The sequence below is a fragment of the Streptomyces sp. NPDC047117 genome, from assembly GCF_040643545.1.
Classification (GTDB): domain Bacteria; phylum Actinomycetota; class Actinomycetes; order Streptomycetales; family Streptomycetaceae; genus Streptomyces.
The window spans coordinates 105,352-120,998 of sequence record NZ_JBEYUN010000011.1 but is presented as its reverse complement, the minus strand read 5'-3'; the positions used below and the strand labels follow the sequence as shown (position 1 = coordinate 120,998).

The window sequence follows — 15,647 nt, the reverse complement described above, 5'->3', positions numbered from 1 at the left end:
CGTCATGCTGTACCCGCTGGGGTGGCTGATCGCGACGTCCTTCAAACCGGCCGACGAGGTGCTCGCCAGCCTCGCGCTGCTGCCTTCCCGGCTCGCCACCGAGAACTACACGACGGCCGCCACCGGCATCCAGGGCGTCAGCCTGCTGAAGCTGTTCGACAACTCGCTGACCATCTCCGTCGGCGCCGTGCTGGGCAACGTCCTCAGCTGCTCGCTCGCCGCGTACGCCTTCGCGCGGCTACGGTTCAAGCTGCGCGGGCCACTGTTCGCCTTCATGATCGCCACGATCATGCTGCCGCACCACGCGGTGCTCATCCCGCAGTACATCGTCTTCAACCAGCTCGGCATGGTGAACACCTTCTGGCCGATGGTGCTACCGAAGTTCCTGGCCACCGACGCGTTCTTCGTCTTCCTCATCGTGCAGTTCATGCGCGGCCTGCCGCGCGAGCTGGAGGAGGCCGCGAAGATCGACGGCTGCGGTCCGTTCCGTACGTTCGCGCGGGTGGTGCTGCCGCTCACCCGGCCCGCGCTGATCACCACCGCGATCTTCACCTTCATCTGGACCTGGAACGACTTCTTCACCCAGCTCATCTATCTCTTCGAGCCGGACAAGTACACGCTGACCCTGGCCCTGCGCACCTTCGTGGACACCTCCAGCCAGTCCGCGTACGGCCCGATGTTCGCGATGTCGGTCTTCGCGCTGCTCCCGATCGTGCTGTTCTTCCTCGCCTTCCAGCGGTTCCTGGTCGAGGGCATGGCGAACTCGGGGGTCAAGGGATGAGCACCGCATCGGATCAGGCGTCCGGACGGCGGGAGCCCGGCGAGCTGTTCGGCCCGCGCTTCGAGCTGTTCGCCGACGTACTCGCCATCGGCCTGGTCACGGCGGTGGCCTGCCTGCCGCTGGTGACCGTACCGGCAGCGCTGGCGACGGCCTGCACACTGCTGCGACGGCGCCAGCGGTACGCCGAACCGTGTACGGCCGGCCACTACGTCCGGGCGCTCCGGGCCCGGCGCCGGCGCGCCGACCTGACCGCCGGCGGACTGCTGCTCGCGTTCGGCGCACTGTTCGCGGCGGACGCGGCGCTGGCGACCGCAGGGCTGCCGGGGGCCGTGCCGTTCGCACTGTTCCTGGCAACGGCGGGCACGGCCCTGGCGGTGCTGGCACTCCGCGCCTGCGCACAGGAGGAGGCGGCCGACAACTGGCCGGCGGCCCTGCGCGCGGCCGCCCGAAACACCGTCCGCGACCTCCCCGGCTCAGCCCTGGTCCTCCTCGCCCTGGCCACCGCAGCGGTCTGCGCCTGGGTACTGCCGCCCCTGCTCCTCCTGGTCCCGGGCCCGCTCGCGGCGGCGCTCACCGCCGTGGAACGACGGGTGAGCGGCTGAGACCGTCAGCCCACCGGTGCCTGCCCTACGAACAGCCGGCGGCCGCCGTCAAGGGGCAGGCGCCGCGTTCACCGGTTCGGTCGGTACGGAGCACGGCGGGGAGGATTCCCGGCGAACCGGGGCAGACCCCCTGCACCGGGGCAGCTGCGCCGGAAGATCCCCGAGCGAGGAGCTCATATGGCGGACGGCCGGACGATCAACGCCTTCTTCAGCCTGCACATCCCGACCGAGTTGGTGGACGGCGTCATCGCCCTGCAGCAGGAACACGACGCGGTCCAGCCGCAGAAGCGCGAGGAAATCCACATCACACTGGCCTTCCTCCACGACGCCGACGCGGCGAAGCTGGCCGACGCGGCGGCGCTGACGAGCGGCAAGACGTGGCCGGTCCCCCGTATCCGCTTCTCCGGCGAGGTGCGGCACGGCAGCTGGGACCTGCAGAAGAACCCCGACTACCACTACGACGACGCCACCATCCAGAAGGGGGAGCAGATCCGTCTGGGCGTCGAGCCCGTGCAGGAGCTCCTCGACCTCTACGCCGACCTGACGAGCACTCTGGGTGGCAAGGAGGACACCTACTGGCCCCACGTCACGCTCGGCATTGCGCGCGAGGACATCCCCGCCGCCTCGATGGCCGACCTGGACATCCCGTCCGAGGGCGGCCCCGCACGGAGCCTGGACCTGCGGCAGGCGGGCGGCTCCACGTTCCGGATCCTGGTGCGCAGGGATCTCTCCTAGTCGGCCTCGCCTAGTCGCCGGCGCCCAGCACGGGCTCGGGCACCGGAACATGGGCCGGCAGTAGGCCCTCCTTTCGTAGGTCGGTCCAGAGGGTGGGTGGTACGGGGCGTGGCAGTAGGGCGGCGGCGTCGGTGATTTCGGCGGGTGAGCGGGCGCCTACGAGGACGGTTGCGACGGCCGGGTGGCCGAAGGGGAAGTGCAGGGCGGCGGCGCGGAGTGGTATGCCGTGCCGTTCCGCGATGGCCTTCATGCGCAGGGCGCGGTCCAGTACGGGCCGTGCGGCGGGCGCGTAGTCGTAGGTGGCGCCGGGGCTCGGGTCGGCGAGCAGGCCGGAGTTGAAGACGCCGCCGATGACGACGGAGCGGTGGCGCGCTGCCGCTTCCGGGAGCACCTCCACCAGGCCCGAGGGGTCGAGCAGGGTGTAGCGGCCGGCCAGCAGCACGGCGTCGACGTCGGTGTCACGGAGGAAGCGGGCGAGCATGGCGGTCTGGTTCATGCCCGCGCCGATGGCACCGACGACGCCCTCGGCGCGGAGGCGTTCGAGGGCCGGGTACGCCTCCCCAAAGGCCTGCTCCGCGTGGTCGTCCGGGTCGTGCAGGTAGGCGATGTCGATCCGGTCCAGGCCGAGACGGTGCAGGCTCTCCTCGATGCTGCGCCGGACACCGTCGGCGCTGAAGTCCCAGACCCGATGGTGGGTGGCGGGCACCGCGAACCCGTGGGCCAGGTCGTCGCCGCCCGGGCCGCCGGGGCGCAGCAGCCGGCCGACCTTGGTGGAGACCGTGTATGCGGCACGGGGCCGGTCGCGCAGGGCGTCACCGAGCCGCCGTTCGGCGAGTCCGAGTCCGTAGTGCGGCGCGGTGTCGAAGGCCCGGATGCCGGCGTCCCACGCGGCGTCCACGGTGGCGGCGGCCTGCTCGGGGGCGACGGGAGAGTAGAGGTTCCCGAGGGGGGCGGTGCCGAGGGACAGTGCGCTGACGGGGACTCCGCTGCGCCCGAGGGTGCGACGACGGGACTGCGGAATCCCCGTCGGCCGTGTCGCGGTCACGGGAGGCTCCGTGCCTGGTGCGGCGCCGGCGCGGTCGTCGTCCGGTATGCCCCGGCGCTCGTCGCTCACCGTTCCGCCTCCGGGCGCAGTCGCAGGCCGGCCATGCCACCGTCCACGGCGAGCGTTGTGCCGGTGACCGAGGCGGCTGCCGGGGACGCCAAGTAGACGATGGCAGCGGCCACTTCGTCGGCGGTGACGAGGCGGCCCATGGGCTGCCGGGCGTTGAGCGCGGCGCGTTCGGCTTCGGGGTCGTCGGCCGCGTCCAGGAGCCGCCCGACCCACGGGGTGTCGGCGGTGCCGGGGTTGACGCAGTTGACGCGGATGCCCTCGCGGACGTGGTCGGCGGCCATGGCGAGGGTGAGGGAGAGGACGGCGCCCTTGGAGGCCGAGTACAGGGCGCGCTGCGGCAGCCCCGCGGTGGCGGCGATGGAGCAGGTGTTGACGATCGCGGCGTGTGCCGACTCCCGGAGGTACGGGAGGGCCGCGCGGCTGGTGCGGACGATCCCGAGCACGTTGACGTCCAGGACCCGGTGCCACTCGGCGTCGGTGTTGTCCTCGACCGTTCCGGCCGCGCCGATGCCGGCGTTGTTGACCAGGATGTCGAGGCCGCCCAGGTCGCTGACCGCGGCCCGGACGGCCTCGCGTACGGAGTCGTCGTCGCTGACGTCGGCGCGGTGGCCGGTCAGCGGTTCCTCGACCTTGTCGGCGGTGAGGTCCAGTACGGCCACGCGGGCACCGCGCGCGGCGAGCAGCCGGGCGGTGGCCAGGCCGATGCCCGAGGCCCCGCCGGTGACCAGTGCGGTGCGGCCGCTCATGTCGTTCATGCCTGCTCCTTTTCGTGTGGCGTCGGAGGTGCCGTGGTGCGTGCCGCGCGGTCGGCCGCCCAGAACGTGCCGCCGGGGTAGCTGTACGTGGTGAGCGTGCCGGGGTGCAGTTCGGCGGAGAAGCCGGGTGCGGTGGGTGCCATGTAGTGCGCGTCCCGGATCTCCACGGGGGTCACGAAGTGTTCGTGGAGGTGGTCGACGTACTCGATGGCGCGGTCCTCGGTGGTGCCGGAGAGCGCGAGGTAGTCGAACATCGAGAGGTGCTGGACCAGTTCGCACAGGCCGACGCCGCCGGCGTGCGGGCAGACCGGCACCCCGTACTTCGCGGCCAGCAGCAGCACCGCCAGGTTCTCGTTGACGCCGCCGACGCGGGCCGCGTCGATCTGCAGCACGTCGAGCGCGCCGGCCTGGAGGAGCTGCTTGAAAACGATGCGGTTCTGCACGTGCTCGCCGGTGGCGACGCGGACGGGCGCGACGGCCCGGCGGACGGCGGCGTGCCCGAGGACGTCGTCGGGGCTGGTGGGCTCCTCGATCCAGTACGGATCGATCTCGGCCAGCGCGTTGGTCCAGGCGATGGCCTCGGCCACGTCCCACCGCTGGTTGGCGTCGATCGCGATGCGGATGTCCGGGCCGACGACGGCACGCGCTGTACGGCAACGGCGCAGGTCGTCGGCGAGGTCGGCACCGACCTTCAGCTTGATCTGGGTGAAGCCGGCCGCGACGGCCTCCTCGGCGAGCCGGGTGAGCTTGGCGTCGGAGTAGCCGAGCCAGCCGGGTGAGGTGGTGTAGGCGGGGTAGCCGCGCTCGCGCAGATCGGCCTCGCGAGCGGCCAGGCCCTCCCGGCCGGTGCGCAGCAGCTCCAGCGCCTCGCCGGGGGTGAGGGCGTCGGTGAGGTAGCGGAAGTCGACCTGGGAGACGAGCCATTCGGGCTCGGCGTGCGCGAGGAACCGCCAGAGCGGCTCGCCCCGGCGCTTGGCGGCCAGGTCCCACACGGCGTTGACCACCGCGCCGATCGCCATGTGCATCACGCCCTTCTCCGGGCCGAGCCAGCGCAGTTGGCTGTCGCCGACGAGGTCGCGGCTGAGCGATCCGGGATCGGCGCAGAGCTCCGCGACGGAGCGGCCGACGAGGTAGGGGCGGAGCGCGGCGATGGCCACGGCCTGGACGTCGTTGCCGCGGCCGATGGTGAAGGCGAAGCCGTGGCCCGCCAGGCCGTCGGGCGCGTCGGTGCCGAGGACGACGTACGCGGCGGAGTAGTCGGGGTCGGGGTTCATGGCGTCCGAGCCGTCCAGTTCCCGGGAGGTGGGAAAGCGGACGTCGTGGACGGTGAGGGAGGTGATCCGCGCGGTGGTGGCGGGCGCGCCGGTGGGCGCGCCGGTGGATGCGGTGGCCCGGATTTCCGCGTCCGGCGGGCCGAGGCGGGTCGGTCTCATCGGTGGCGTCCCTTCCGTCGGCCGCACTGCCGAAATACATCGGATGTCTGTACCGGCGACGCGAACATACGGCCACGCCGAGCCGCGGCACAAGAGGTCATCCGATGTCCGGGCCGTAGAGGTCCAGGCCGTAGACGCGCCGGGCGGTGCCGCCGAGCACGGCCGCCCGCTCCGTCGCGGTGCAGCCGCCGAGCAGCTCGTCGGCGAGAGCGCGTACCGCGCCGTAGCCGCCGGCGAGTTCGCACACCGGCCAGTCCGAGCCGAACAGCACCCGGTCGGCGCCGAACGCCGCCAGCACGTGCTCGGCGTACGGCCGCAGCAGTGCGGCCGTCCAGGTGCACCACGGCGCCTCGGTGACCAGCCCGGACAGCTTGCACACGGTGTTCGGGCAGGCGGCGGCCTCGGTGATCCAGGCGGCCCAGGGCGCCCACTCCCCCGCCGCGATGCCGGGCTTCCCGGCGTGGTCGAGCACGAACCGCACCTCGTCCAGCGCACGCACGCACTCCAGCGCCGCCTGCCGCTGCGGCGCCCGTACCAGGACGTCGTACGCGAGGCCGCGGGCACCGAGCGCCGCGAGCGAGCGCCGGACGTCGGCGCGCGTCAGCCAGCGCGGGTCGGGCTCGTCCTCGACCTGGTGCCGTATGCCGACCAGCAACGGGTCCTCGGGCAGGGCGAGTTCGGGCGCGGTGAGGTCGGTCCAGCCGACGACGCCCGCGACGAGGCCGTCCGACGCCCGGGCCGTGGCGAGGAAGGCGTCGGTCTCCTCGGCGGTGGCCACGGTCTGGACGAGGACGGTGGCGGTCACGTCGTGTGCCGCGGTCCGGCCCTGCAGATCGCCGAGGGTGTAGGGGCGGTGGATCGGCGCGAGCGCTTCCGGGTCCAGCCAGGGGTAGGCGCGTACGGCCGGGTCCCAGAGGTGGTGGTGCGCGTCGATCACATGGTGCCCGTTGATCACGTGGTGCGCATCGGTCACCTCGTGCCCGTCGATCACCTCGTCCGCGTCGGTCACGGCAGCTCCCAGACCAGGCCGAGGCCGTGGTCGTCGCCCGCGTAGCTGTCCTGGACGTCGAGGAGGCCGGCCATCCTGGCCTGCCAGGGGACGTTGGCCGGGTGGTCGGCCAGGGCGCGGCGCATCGCGCGGTAGTCCTCGACCTCCACGAGGTGGAACAGGTCGAGCCCGTCGCGCCAGATGCGCCAGGCGTGCACGCCGGCCGCGCGCAGCGCGTCGTCCAGGCCGGCGGGGATGGTCGCGTGCACCCGCTCGTACTCGGCTTCCTTGCCCGGCTTGAGCCGGGTGTGCAGGGCGATCTGTTCCATGGTTCCGGTTCCGGTCCTTTCCACGGTGGGTGGCGACTCGACGGATACATCGGAGGGATACATCGGAGGAATGGGCCGGGCAAGAGGTCGGATCTCTTGGCGATGCATTCGGTGCAACCCATTGCCGTGACCGGGTTCACAGGCTAGCTTTCGTCGCCGAGCCTGACACCCCCTCCGGATAGGTCCCATGTATGGCGTACGGAAGGACGATCTCGTGAGCCAGGTCCAGTCCCCGGCCGGAACCGCCCCGCACAGCGGCGAGAAGGTGCCCCGGCGGGTGCACTGGATCTCCGTACTCGGCGGCCTCTCCGGCCTGTTGTACGGCTACGACTCCGGGGCCATCTCCGGGGCGCTGCAACCGCTGACCGACCGCTTCGGCCTGGACGCCACCGGGCAGGGCCTGGTCACCAGCCTGCTGCTGCTCGGCGCGCTGCCCGCCATCGTCGGCGGCTCGCTCGCCGCCCGCCGCTGGGACCGCCGCCACCTGCTGATCCTGGCGGGCGTCATCTTCGTCGCCGGTTCCGTCGCCTGCGGCGTGGCCCCCAATGCGGGCACGCTGATGGTCTCCCGGTTCGTCCTCGGCTTCGCCGTCGGACTGGCCAACATGTTCGGCCTCATCTACCTCAGCGAGCTGGCGCCGAAGCACCTGCGAGGCCGGATCACCGCGCTGTACCAACTGGCCGTCAACGTCGGCATCCTGCTCGCCTACGGAGTCGGGGACGCACTGTCGGCGGCCGGCGCGTGGGAGTGGATGCTCGGCCTGGGGGCCGTGCCCGCCGTGGTCTTCCTGGTCGGCATGCTCCTCAGCCCGGCAGGGCCGCGCTGGCTGATGACGCACGGGCGCGAGGAGGAGGCGCGCGGTGTGCTGCGGCGGCTGCGCGCGACGCCGGAGACCGCGGAGGCCGAGGTCACCGAGATCCGCGAGAGCCTGGCCCAGCAGCACGCGGGGCTGCGGGAGCTGGCCGGCACCTACCGCCCCGCCCTCCGCATCACCCTGGTCCTGACCTTCTTCCAGGTCTTCACCGGCATCAACGCGGTGGTCTACTACGCACCCGTCATCTTCTCCCACCTCACCGACGGCAACGGCGGTCAGGCCGGCACGATCGCCAACTACGGCGTCGGCGCCGCGCTGGTGCTGTCCACCGCTGCGTCGCTGCCCTTCATCGAGCGGCTGGGCAGGGTGAAGCTGCTGACCGTCTCGCTGGCGGCGCAGGTGCCGCCGATGGTGGCGCTCGCCCTCTTTCCCGACGTTTCCGTGCTCGCCGTGATCTGCGTCTTCGTCTACACCTTCGCGTTCGGGTTCGGGCTCGGGCCGGTGTTCTGGCTGTACTGCCCCGAGGTGCTGCCGCTGCGTGCCCGCGCGCTCGGCATGGGCGTGATCACCTTCACCCAGTACCTGCTCAACTTCGCCTTCGCGCTGGCCTTCCCCGACGTGCTCAAGGCCATCGGCAGCACCGTCTTCGGCGTCTTCGCCGTGCTGTCCGCGCTCGCCGCGTGGTACGTCGCCCGGCGCGTCCCGGAGACCGCGGGGCGCTCCCTGGAGGAGATCGAACAGTACTGGCAGCGCCGCCCGGCCTGACCTGACTCCGTACCGCCCGCTCGTCCACCACACCCCACGGAGGACCACGATGAGCCCGTCCCGGAGAACGATCCTCGCCATGGGCGCCGCGCTGCCCGCCGCCGCGTTCCTCTCCCGGACCGCGGTGGCGGCCGGCGCCCCACGCCCGGCCGGTGGCATCACCCCCGCCCCCGTCATCCCCGTCTCGCCCGGTGACACCGCCGAACGGATCGTCGCCAAGGCCGCGCACGTGGTGCCCACCCCCCACCAGCTCGCCTGGCAGCGCAACGAGCTGACCGTCTTCACCCACTACGGCATGAACACCTTCACCGACCGCGAGTGGGGGTCGGGGTGCGAGGACCCGGCGTGGTTCGCGCCGGAACGGGTGGACGTGGCGCAGTGGATGCGTGCGTACCGCGCGGCGGGCGCGAAGCTCGTGATGCTCACCGCCAAGCACCACGACGGCTTCGTCCTCTACCCGACGCGCTACACCCGGCACTCGGTCGCGGCCAGCGCCTGGAAGGGCGACGTCCTCGGCGCGTACGTGCGGGCAGCGCGGGCCGCGGGCCTCAAGGTCGGCGTCTACCTCTCCCCCGCCGACGGCGCCGAGCTGCCGCACGCCTGGCACGCCGACTGGGTGACGAAGATCCGGGCCAAGCAGCAGGCCGGCGAGCCGCTCAGCATCGAGGAGCAGGCCACCCTGGAGGACGGCGACCGCACCCCGGGCGGCCACGGCCGGTACGGCAACGGCAGCGCCCGCACCCCGCGCACCCTCCCCACCCTCGTCGACGGCGACGACCGCGCCCGGGCCGTCGCCAGGGGCGAACTCCCGACGTTCGACATCACGGTCAACGACTACGACGCGTACTACCTGAACCAGGTATACGAGCTCTTCACCCAGTACGGCCCCATCGACGAACTCTGGCTGGACGGCGCCAACCCGTGGACCGACGCCGGCATCAGCCAGGAGTACGACTTCGCCACCTTCTACGAGATCATCGGCAAGCTGTCCCCGAAGACCGTGGTCTTCAAGGCGCCCTGCGGCATCCGCTGGATCGGCAACGAGAAGGGCATCGCCCGCGAGTCCGAGTGGAGCGTACTGCCCGTCACCGGCGACGGCGTCGGCATGCAGGTCCCCGGCGGCGAGTCCGGCGCCGACCTCGGCTCCCGGGAACGGCTCACCGGCAACCCGGACGTGACGTCGCTGCGCTGGTTCCCCGGCGAGGCCGACGTCTCCCTTCGCCCGGGCTGGTACCACCACCCCGACCAGCGCCCGAAGACCGCCGCCGAACTGGTCTCCCTGTACGAGAAGTCCGTCGGACGCAACGCCGTCCTGCTGCTCAACATCCCGCCAGCCAAGGACGGGCGGGTGGACCCCGCCGACATCGCGGAGCTGACGGCCTTCCGCAACGCGCTGGACCGTACGTACGGCACCAACCTGCTCTCCGGGGCGCACGGCCGGACCGCCGCCGCGCTCACCGGCCCCGGCCTCACCACCGGCTGGTCACCGGCCGGGGGCGCCGCCACCGGCGCGCTGGAGCTGACGCTCCCGGAGGCCGTCGCGTTCGACCGCGTCCGCCTGGGCGAGGACATCACACGCGGGCAGCGGGTCGAGGAGTTCGCCGTGGACGTGTGGGAGGGATCGGTCTGGCGGCAGACGGCGGCCGCCACCACGATCGGATACAGCCGCATTCTTGTCCTGTCCTCGCCGGTGACGGCCCGCCGCATACGGGTACGCATCACGGCGGCACGGGCCACTCCCCGGCTGGCGTTCCTGGGCCTCTTCCGGAGCGCCGGACCGGCCTGACGGCCCGGCACACGACGACAGGAGAGGGGCCGGGGATGGCCGAGCCGACACCCGCCGAACTCGCCGAGCGCTACGGACTGCGTCCGCTCCCCGCCGAGGGCGGACTGTTCCGCAGTACGTGGGCGGGGCCTCCGGACGCCACCGGGCGGCCCGTCGGCACGGCCATCCTCGTGCTGCTCACCACCGCCGACGACGGCTTCTCCACCCTGCACCGCCTCCCCATCGACGAGATCTGGCACTTCTACCGGGGCGACGCCGTCGAACTGCTGCTCCTCGGGCCGGAGGACGCCGGACGGGTGGTGCGGCTCGGCGGGGACGAGGGCGAGGTGCAGACCGTGGTGCCCGCGGGTACATGGATGGGCGCCCGGGTCCTCCCGGGCGGGCGCTGGTCCCTGTGCGGTACGACGATGGCGCCCGGCTTCCTGCCCAGCGACTACGAAGGCGGCGACGTGGACGACCTCACCAGGCGGTATCCCCGGCAGGCGGAACGGATCCGGGCGCTGTGCCGGCCCGGCGCCCCGCTGCGGATGCCGGACGGCGCGCCGGGCGAGGCCGACGATGCCTGACACGGAGACAACAGGCAGCCTGACCGGCCGGGTCGCCCTGGTCACCGGCGCCGGCGGGCTGCTCGGCGGCGGCATCGCCCGGCGGCTCGCGCAGGCCGGCGCGGCCGTGGTGGTCCACTGGCACCACAGCGAACAGCAGGCCGCGGCGCTCGTCCAGGAGATCACCGCGGCGGGCGGCAGCGCCCGCGCCGTACAGGCGGACCTGACGCGGGAGGAGGAGTGCCGGCGGCTGGTCGACACGGCGGCGTCCTGGCGCGGTCAACTCGACGTCCTGGTCAACAACGCCGGGATCCAGCCGGTGCAGCCACTCGCGGAGATGACGGCGGAGGACTGGCGGTGGCTCTCCGAGACCAACGTGACCAGCGCCTTCTGCTGCACCCAGGCCGCGGTACGGGCCATGACGCGCAAGGGCGGGGGCGGCGGCTCGATCGTCCACATCGCCTCGATCGAGGGGTCGAGCCCTGCGCCGGGGCATGCGCACTACAGCGCGTCGAAGGCCGCCCTCATCATGTTCGCCCGCTCCGCCGCGCTGGAGTACGGCCACCTCGGTGTCCGCGTCAACACCGTCTCCCCCGGCCTGATCGGCCGTCCGGGGCTCGCCGACGACTGGCCGGACGGCGTCGAACGGTGGACCCGCGCGGCGCCGCTCACCCGGCTCGGCCGGCCCGAGGACATCGGCGACGCCTGCGTGTTCCTCGCCTCGAACGCGGCCTCCTGGATCACCGGTACCGACCTGGTCGTCGACGGCGGGGTCAGCGCCCGTCCGACGTGGTGACGCGCTCCTCGGGTGCGCTGTCCGCGGTCTCGTGCTCGTCCGGCTCGTCCAGGTCGCAGCCGTGATCGCAGATCAGGTCGATGACGGAGCGCAGCAGTTCGGAGGAGTCGTCCGAGCGCCAGACCAGGTGGAAGCGGTGCTCCGGGCCGGGCTCGGCCAGCGGCAGCACGGCGATGCCGGGGAGGGCGATGTTGGCGGGGTCGTCGATGTCGGCGGGGTGGGCGTGCACCAGGCCCGATGCCGTGCCGGCCGCCACCAGGGAGAGCAGTTGCTCCTGTTCGCGGAGCCGGTGGTGCTGCCACAGCGGGGCCACGCCGCGGTCGGCGAAGAAGCGTACGGTCGCGTCGTGCACGCCGGGTGCCGTGTCGCGCTCGTTGATCAGGAAGGGCATGCCCTCGAACACCCCGAGCGGTACCGGCACCTGTCGGGTCAGCGGACCGGGCGCGGGGACGGCCACATGGTCGTCGCGGTACCTGCCGACGATCAGGGACGAGGTGCCCTGCGGCGGCAGCGGGTCGCGGACCAGGGCGAGGCCGAGGTCGCCGCGTACGACCGCGTCCAGGGCCTCCAGGCTCCACAGGGGGACGGCCACCACGGCCACATCGGCGTGTTCCCGCGCCACCTTGCCGATGAGCGCGTCCACGAGGCGGGCGGTGCCCGGTGCGCAGCCGATGCGCAGTTCGCCGAGGCGGGCGGCGCGCAGGGTCCGCGCGGCGTCCGTGACCTCGGCCGCCGCGGAGAGCGCACGGCGAGCCGTGGGAAGCAGTTCACCGCCTGCCGCGGCGAGCGACACCCGGCCGCTCGTCCGGTCGAACAGGATCAGGCCCAGCTCGCGCTCCAGGTCCCGGATCCGCCGGCGTACGGCGGCGGGTGAGACGTGCAGCCTGGCCGCGGCGCGGCCGTAGTGCAACTCGTCGGCCACCAGGGCGAAATACTCCAGGTCACGCAGTTCCACGTGTCGCTCCCCACCTCGCTCGGCCGACGGGTACCCGCGCCGGCCCGGTATGCACCGGGCCGGCGCGGGTGACCGGCTGGAAGCGCCTGTCAGTCGTCGCTCTCTTCGTCGTCCCAGTCGCCGGTCTGGACCAGCGAGGTGTGCGTCCCGGCACCGGTGCTCTGGGAGCCGTGGTGGCCCGCCGTCGCGTTCGAGTAGCCGGAGTCGGTGGACGCAATCTTGCTGTTCAGAAAGTCGTCGCTGTCGGCGGCGGCGGTGCCACCGGCCATCAGCACGAGTGCGGCGACCGGGCCGACGACCGCGGCCACGCGCTTCACAGTGCGGTTCATGTTGGATGCCTCCATTGGGTCAAGCACGGAAAGGCGGCCCCTTGCGCCGCCTCGCGATCGATGAGTAACCGTGCGTACGCAACAGCACACGTGGCATCACCTGAATGGAACGGACCAGTTCCGGAAGGCACTCCATTGTGCTAACGACTCGGTCCGCGATTGTGGTCCGGATGCGTCGAGGCGCGGGCCGCCGTCAGGGCCGCTTCATCGCATCGCGGGCCGGGTCGTCACCGCCCTGCTGCATGCTGTGCAGTGAAGCGGCCAGGGTGTCCACCTCCCGGTGTGTGTTGTAGAGGGCGAGTGAGGCGCGTGCCGCGCTGTCCAGGCCGTAGTGGCGCAGCGCGGGCTGGGCGCAGTGGTGGCCGGCGCGTACGGCGATGCCGTCCCGGTCCAGCCACTCGGCGATGGTCGCCGGGTCGTACCCGGCGACGGTGAAGGTGAGGACGGAGATCCGGTCCGGCGCCGAACCCAGCAGCTCCAGCCCGGGGACGGTGGCCAGGGCCTGTACGGCGTACTCCGTCAGGGCCTGCTCGTACGCCGTGACGGCGGTGCGGTCCTGGGACGTGAGCCAGTCGATGGCGGCGTGGAGACCGAGGGCGCCGGCGATATTGCCGGTGCCGGCCTCCAGGAGGTGCGGCACGGCGGCGAAGGTCGTCCGGCCGAACTCGACCGACTCGATCATGTTGCCGCCGCCCTGCCACGGCCGCATCGCCGCCAGCACCTCCGGCTTGCCGTACAGCGCGCCGATGCCGGTGGGTCCGAACAGCTTGTGGCCCGAGAAGACGTAGAAGTCGGCGTCCAGGGCCTGGACGTCCACCGGGAAGTGGGCGACCGACTGGGCGCCGTCCACCAGCACCTTGGCACCGTACCGGTGTGCCAGCGCGGTCATCTCCCGCACGGGCGGGACGGTGCCGAGCACGTTGGACGCGTGGCTGAGCGCGACCAGCTGGGTGCGGTAGGAGAGCAGATCGGCGAAGGCGTCCTGGTCGATCTGCCCGTCCGGCAGCAGCGGTACGGGCACCACCCGGGCGCGTCGTTCCTTGGCGATCATCTGCCACGGCACGATGTTGGAGTGGTGCTCCAGGACCGGGACGAGGATCTCGTCGCCGGCGCCGAGGTTGGCCCGGCCCCAGGTCTGGGCGACCAGGTTCACCGCCTCGGTCGTGCCGCGGGTGAAGACGATGTCGTCCGCGGACGCCGCGCCGAGGAACGACGCGACGGCCGCGCGGCTCCCCTCGTACGCCTCGGTGGCCTCGCGGGCCATGGTGTGGGCGCCGCGGTGGATGTTGGAGTTGGCGGTGGCGTAGAAGCCGGCGAGTGTCTCGATCACCTGGCGCGGTTTCTGGGTGGTGGCGCCGTTGTCGAGCCAGACCAGTGGGTGGCCGTTGACCGTACGGTGCAGTACCGGGAAGTCGCGCCGCACGGACTCGGGGTCGAATCCGGGCCCGGTGGGTGCCTTGAACGCGCCGGGGGCCTCGGGAGCGGGCGCCTCAGGAGTAGTCATGGTACTTGGACACCTCGACGTTCTGGAGCACGGCGATGGCGTCCTCGACGAGGACCGCGGTGTTGAAGTACGCGGTCATCAGGTAGGAGGTGATCGCGCGCTTGTCAGTGCCCATGTTCCGCATGGCCAGGCCGGGTTCGACCTCGTCGGGCACCTCGGAGGGGCGCAGCCCCACCACGCCCTGCTCGGCCTCGCCGGTCCTGATGAGCAGGATCTCGGTGGTGCCGGCGGCGGCGCCGGACCCGTTGCTGAAGCCGACCTTGTCGGAGGGCAGCAGCGGCACGCCCCGCCAGGTCAGCAGCGGGCTGCCGAAGCGGGTGTCCATGACCGGGGGCACACCCCGGCGCGTACACTCCCGGCCGAACGCCGCGATGGCCCGGGGGTGGGCGATGAAGTAGCCCGGCTGCTTCCAGACCTTGGTGAGCAGTTCGTCCAGGTCGTCGGGGGTCGGCGCGCCGGTGCGCGTCTGGACCCGCTGGCCGGGGCTGACGTTGTGGAACAGGCCGAATCCGGGGTGGTTCAGCAGCATGGCTTCCTGCCGCTCGCGCAGCGCCTGGATGGTCAGGTCGGCCTGGGCCCGCACCTGGTCGTTGGGGTCGTTGTAGAGGTCGGAGACGCGGGTGTGGACGCGCAGCACGGTCTGGGCGACGGTCATGTGGTACTCGCGGGGCGTGTCCTCGTACTCCACGTAGGTGCCCGGCAGTTCGGGTTCGCCCACGTGGCCGCCGGCCAGTTCGATGGGGGCTTCACGGCCCGCGAGCCGCTCGCCGCCCTCGCGGTATGTGTCGAGTGCGGCGCACAGCCCCTCGTCGCGGTCGGCCAGGCGGGCCAGCACGGAGCGTTCGACGCACAGCGCGACGCCGGGGGTGAGGGCCTTGACCTGGTACGGCATGGGCTCTTCGCGGGTCCAGGCGTCGACGTCGAAGAACTGGCCGTCGCCGATCACCTCCAGGACGGTCTCGTCGCCGTAGCGGGTGGTCACCCGCTTCTCGGCGCGGCCCATGACCAGCACCCAGAGGCGGTCGCAGGTGTCACCCTCGTTCCGCAGTAACTGCCCGGCGTCGAAGGTGACTTCGGTGAATCCGCGGGCCAGCTCGTCGAGCAGGGCCGGGTCGGCCTCGCGCAGGAAGGGTATTTCCCGCAGGTCCTCGCTGATCACCCGGCGGTTGCCGTCGTTGTCGGTGTCGACGGTGATCCGGTCGTCGCCGAGCAGGAAGGTGCGGCGCCGGTTGACGCGGAAGACGCCGGAGTCGACGTCCACCCAGGGCAGTGCGCGGAGCAGGTAGCGCGGGGTCCTGCCGCGCATCTGCGGGCGGGTCTTGGTGGTCGTGGCGAGTTGCCGTGCGGCGTCCGGGCTGAGGCTGAGGCGGTGGTCGTTCATGGGGACTCCTGGAAGTCGGTAGGGGGGTCGCCCCG

16 protein-coding genes are annotated in these 15,647 nt (G+C 72.3%); 7 read left to right on the top strand and 9 right to left on the bottom strand.

The features are described 5' to 3' along the window. The first annotated feature begins 4 nt into the window (after window positions 1-4). From ABZ840_RS22310 to ABZ840_RS22300, 3 genes are all read left to right on the top strand, one after another. The gene (locus tag ABZ840_RS22310; protein WP_361561975.1) at window positions 5-781 is read left to right on the top strand and encodes a carbohydrate ABC transporter permease; all 777 of its coding nucleotides are present in this window, start codon (window positions 5-7) and stop codon (window positions 779-781) included. Beyond that, complete coding sequence (locus ABZ840_RS22305) at window positions 778-1,383, top strand: hypothetical protein (RefSeq protein WP_361561829.1); 606 nt, start codon at window positions 778-780, stop codon at window positions 1,381-1,383. Before ABZ840_RS22310 ends, ABZ840_RS22305 begins: the two co-directional genes overlap by 4 nt. A 177-nt stretch (window positions 1,384-1,560) precedes the next feature. Then, window positions 1,561-2,118 carry a 2'-5' RNA ligase family protein gene (locus ABZ840_RS22300; RefSeq protein ID WP_361561828.1) on the top strand — a complete coding sequence of 186 codons (558 nt, stop codon included), beginning with the start codon at window positions 1,561-1,563 and terminating at the stop codon, window positions 2,116-2,118. A 10-nt stretch (window positions 2,119-2,128) separates the two neighbouring features. Here ABZ840_RS22300 and ABZ840_RS22295 read toward each other — a convergent pair whose 3' ends face one another. From ABZ840_RS22295 to ABZ840_RS22275, 5 genes are all read right to left on the bottom strand, one after another. Further along, window positions 2,129-3,163: an aldo/keto reductase gene (locus tag ABZ840_RS22295; protein ID WP_361561827.1), complete on the bottom strand. Its 1,035-nt coding sequence runs from the start codon at window positions 3,161-3,163 to the stop codon at window positions 2,129-2,131. A 65-nt stretch (window positions 3,164-3,228) separates the two neighbouring features. Further along, entirely contained in the window at window positions 3,229-3,987 is a 759-nt protein-coding gene (locus ABZ840_RS22290; RefSeq protein WP_361561826.1) for a glucose 1-dehydrogenase, read from the bottom strand. Next, window positions 3,984-5,420 (bottom strand): L-fuconate dehydratase, encoded by a 1,437-nt coding sequence (locus tag ABZ840_RS22285; RefSeq protein WP_361561825.1) that lies wholly within the window; start codon window positions 5,418-5,420, stop codon window positions 3,984-3,986. Before ABZ840_RS22285 ends, ABZ840_RS22290 begins: the two co-directional genes overlap by 4 nt. A 97-nt stretch (window positions 5,421-5,517) precedes the next feature. After that, window positions 5,518-6,357, bottom strand: a complete 840-nt coding sequence (locus ABZ840_RS22280; protein WP_361561974.1) for an amidohydrolase family protein — start codon at window positions 6,355-6,357, stop codon at window positions 5,518-5,520. A gap of 68 nt (window positions 6,358-6,425) precedes the next feature. Further along, window positions 6,426-6,737 (bottom strand): L-rhamnose mutarotase, encoded by a 312-nt coding sequence (locus ABZ840_RS22275; protein ID WP_361561824.1) that lies wholly within the window; start codon window positions 6,735-6,737, stop codon window positions 6,426-6,428. A 214-nt stretch (window positions 6,738-6,951) separates the two neighbouring features. Between ABZ840_RS22275 and ABZ840_RS22270 the strand changes: the two genes are divergently transcribed. Genes ABZ840_RS22270 through ABZ840_RS22255 form a run of 4 tightly spaced genes read left to right on the top strand, consistent with a single transcriptional unit; the run spans window position 6,952 to window position 11,443 of the window. After that, on the top strand, window positions 6,952-8,316 hold the full coding sequence (locus tag ABZ840_RS22270) for a sugar porter family MFS transporter (RefSeq protein WP_361561823.1): 1,365 nt from the start codon (window positions 6,952-6,954) through the stop codon (window positions 8,314-8,316). Window positions 8,317-8,365: 49 nt separating this feature from the next. Continuing rightward, on the top strand, window positions 8,366-10,102 hold the full coding sequence (locus ABZ840_RS22265) for an alpha-L-fucosidase (RefSeq protein WP_361561822.1): 1,737 nt from the start codon (window positions 8,366-8,368) through the stop codon (window positions 10,100-10,102). 35 nt (window positions 10,103-10,137) lie between these two features. After that, window positions 10,138-10,668, top strand: a complete 531-nt coding sequence (locus ABZ840_RS22260; RefSeq protein ID WP_361561821.1) for a cupin domain-containing protein — start codon at window positions 10,138-10,140, stop codon at window positions 10,666-10,668. Further along, on the top strand, window positions 10,661-11,443 hold the full coding sequence (locus ABZ840_RS22255; RefSeq protein WP_361561820.1) for an SDR family NAD(P)-dependent oxidoreductase: 783 nt from the start codon (window positions 10,661-10,663) through the stop codon (window positions 11,441-11,443). Before ABZ840_RS22260 ends, ABZ840_RS22255 begins: the two co-directional genes overlap by 8 nt. On the opposite strand, the gene ABZ840_RS22250 is transcribed toward ABZ840_RS22255, so the two are convergent. The 4 genes from ABZ840_RS22250 to ABZ840_RS22235 form a co-directional block, all read right to left on the bottom strand. Then, complete coding sequence (locus ABZ840_RS22250) at window positions 11,421-12,398, bottom strand: LysR family transcriptional regulator (protein ID WP_361561819.1); 978 nt, start codon at window positions 12,396-12,398, stop codon at window positions 11,421-11,423. The two genes, ABZ840_RS22255 and ABZ840_RS22250, sit on opposite strands and share 23 nt — an antisense overlap. Window positions 12,399-12,487: 89 nt before the next feature. Beyond that, window positions 12,488-12,727: a hypothetical protein gene (locus ABZ840_RS22245; RefSeq protein WP_361561818.1), complete on the bottom strand. Its 240-nt coding sequence runs from the start codon at window positions 12,725-12,727 to the stop codon at window positions 12,488-12,490. Between the two features lie 193 nt (window positions 12,728-12,920). Continuing rightward, window positions 12,921-14,231, bottom strand: coding sequence for a cysteine desulfurase (locus ABZ840_RS22240; protein ID WP_361561817.1), 1,311 nt, complete (start codon window positions 14,229-14,231; stop codon window positions 12,921-12,923). Further along, complete coding sequence (locus ABZ840_RS22235; protein WP_361561816.1) at window positions 14,218-15,612, bottom strand: family 2B encapsulin nanocompartment shell protein; 1,395 nt, start codon at window positions 15,610-15,612, stop codon at window positions 14,218-14,220. Before ABZ840_RS22235 ends, ABZ840_RS22240 begins: the two co-directional genes overlap by 14 nt. Window positions 15,613-15,647 lie beyond the last annotated feature (35 nt).

Excerpts from the sequence above, each read along its gene's own strand:
- ABZ840_RS22255 (WP_361561820.1), top strand. The coding sequence starts at position 10,661 with ATGCCTGACACGGAGACAACAGGCAGCCTGACCGGCCGGGTCGCCCTG.
- ABZ840_RS22300 (WP_361561828.1), top strand. The coding sequence starts at position 1,561 with ATGGCGGACGGCCGGACGATCAACGCCTTCTTCAGCCTGCACATCCCG.
- ABZ840_RS22275 (WP_361561824.1), bottom strand. The coding sequence starts at position 6,737 with ATGGAACAGATCGCCCTGCACACCCGGCTCAAGCCGGGCAAGGAAGCC.
- ABZ840_RS22240 (WP_361561817.1), bottom strand. The coding sequence starts at position 14,231 with ATGACTACTCCTGAGGCGCCCGCTCCCGAGGCCCCCGGCGCGTTCAAG.
- ABZ840_RS22310 (WP_361561975.1), top strand. The coding sequence starts at position 5 with ATGCTGTACCCGCTGGGGTGGCTGATCGCGACGTCCTTCAAACCGGCC.
- ABZ840_RS22235 (WP_361561816.1), bottom strand. The coding sequence starts at position 15,612 with ATGAACGACCACCGCCTCAGCCTCAGCCCGGACGCCGCACGGCAACTC.
- ABZ840_RS22305 (WP_361561829.1), top strand. The coding sequence starts at position 778 with ATGAGCACCGCATCGGATCAGGCGTCCGGACGGCGGGAGCCCGGCGAG.
- ABZ840_RS22245 (WP_361561818.1), bottom strand. The coding sequence starts at position 12,727 with ATGAACCGCACTGTGAAGCGCGTGGCCGCGGTCGTCGGCCCGGTCGCC.
- ABZ840_RS22260 (WP_361561821.1), top strand. The coding sequence starts at position 10,138 with ATGGCCGAGCCGACACCCGCCGAACTCGCCGAGCGCTACGGACTGCGT.
- ABZ840_RS22290 (WP_361561826.1), bottom strand. The coding sequence starts at position 3,987 with ATGAACGACATGAGCGGCCGCACCGCACTGGTCACCGGCGGGGCCTCG.
- ABZ840_RS22285 (WP_361561825.1), bottom strand. The coding sequence starts at position 5,420 with ATGAGACCGACCCGCCTCGGCCCGCCGGACGCGGAAATCCGGGCCACC.
- ABZ840_RS22265 (WP_361561822.1), top strand. The coding sequence starts at position 8,366 with ATGAGCCCGTCCCGGAGAACGATCCTCGCCATGGGCGCCGCGCTGCCC.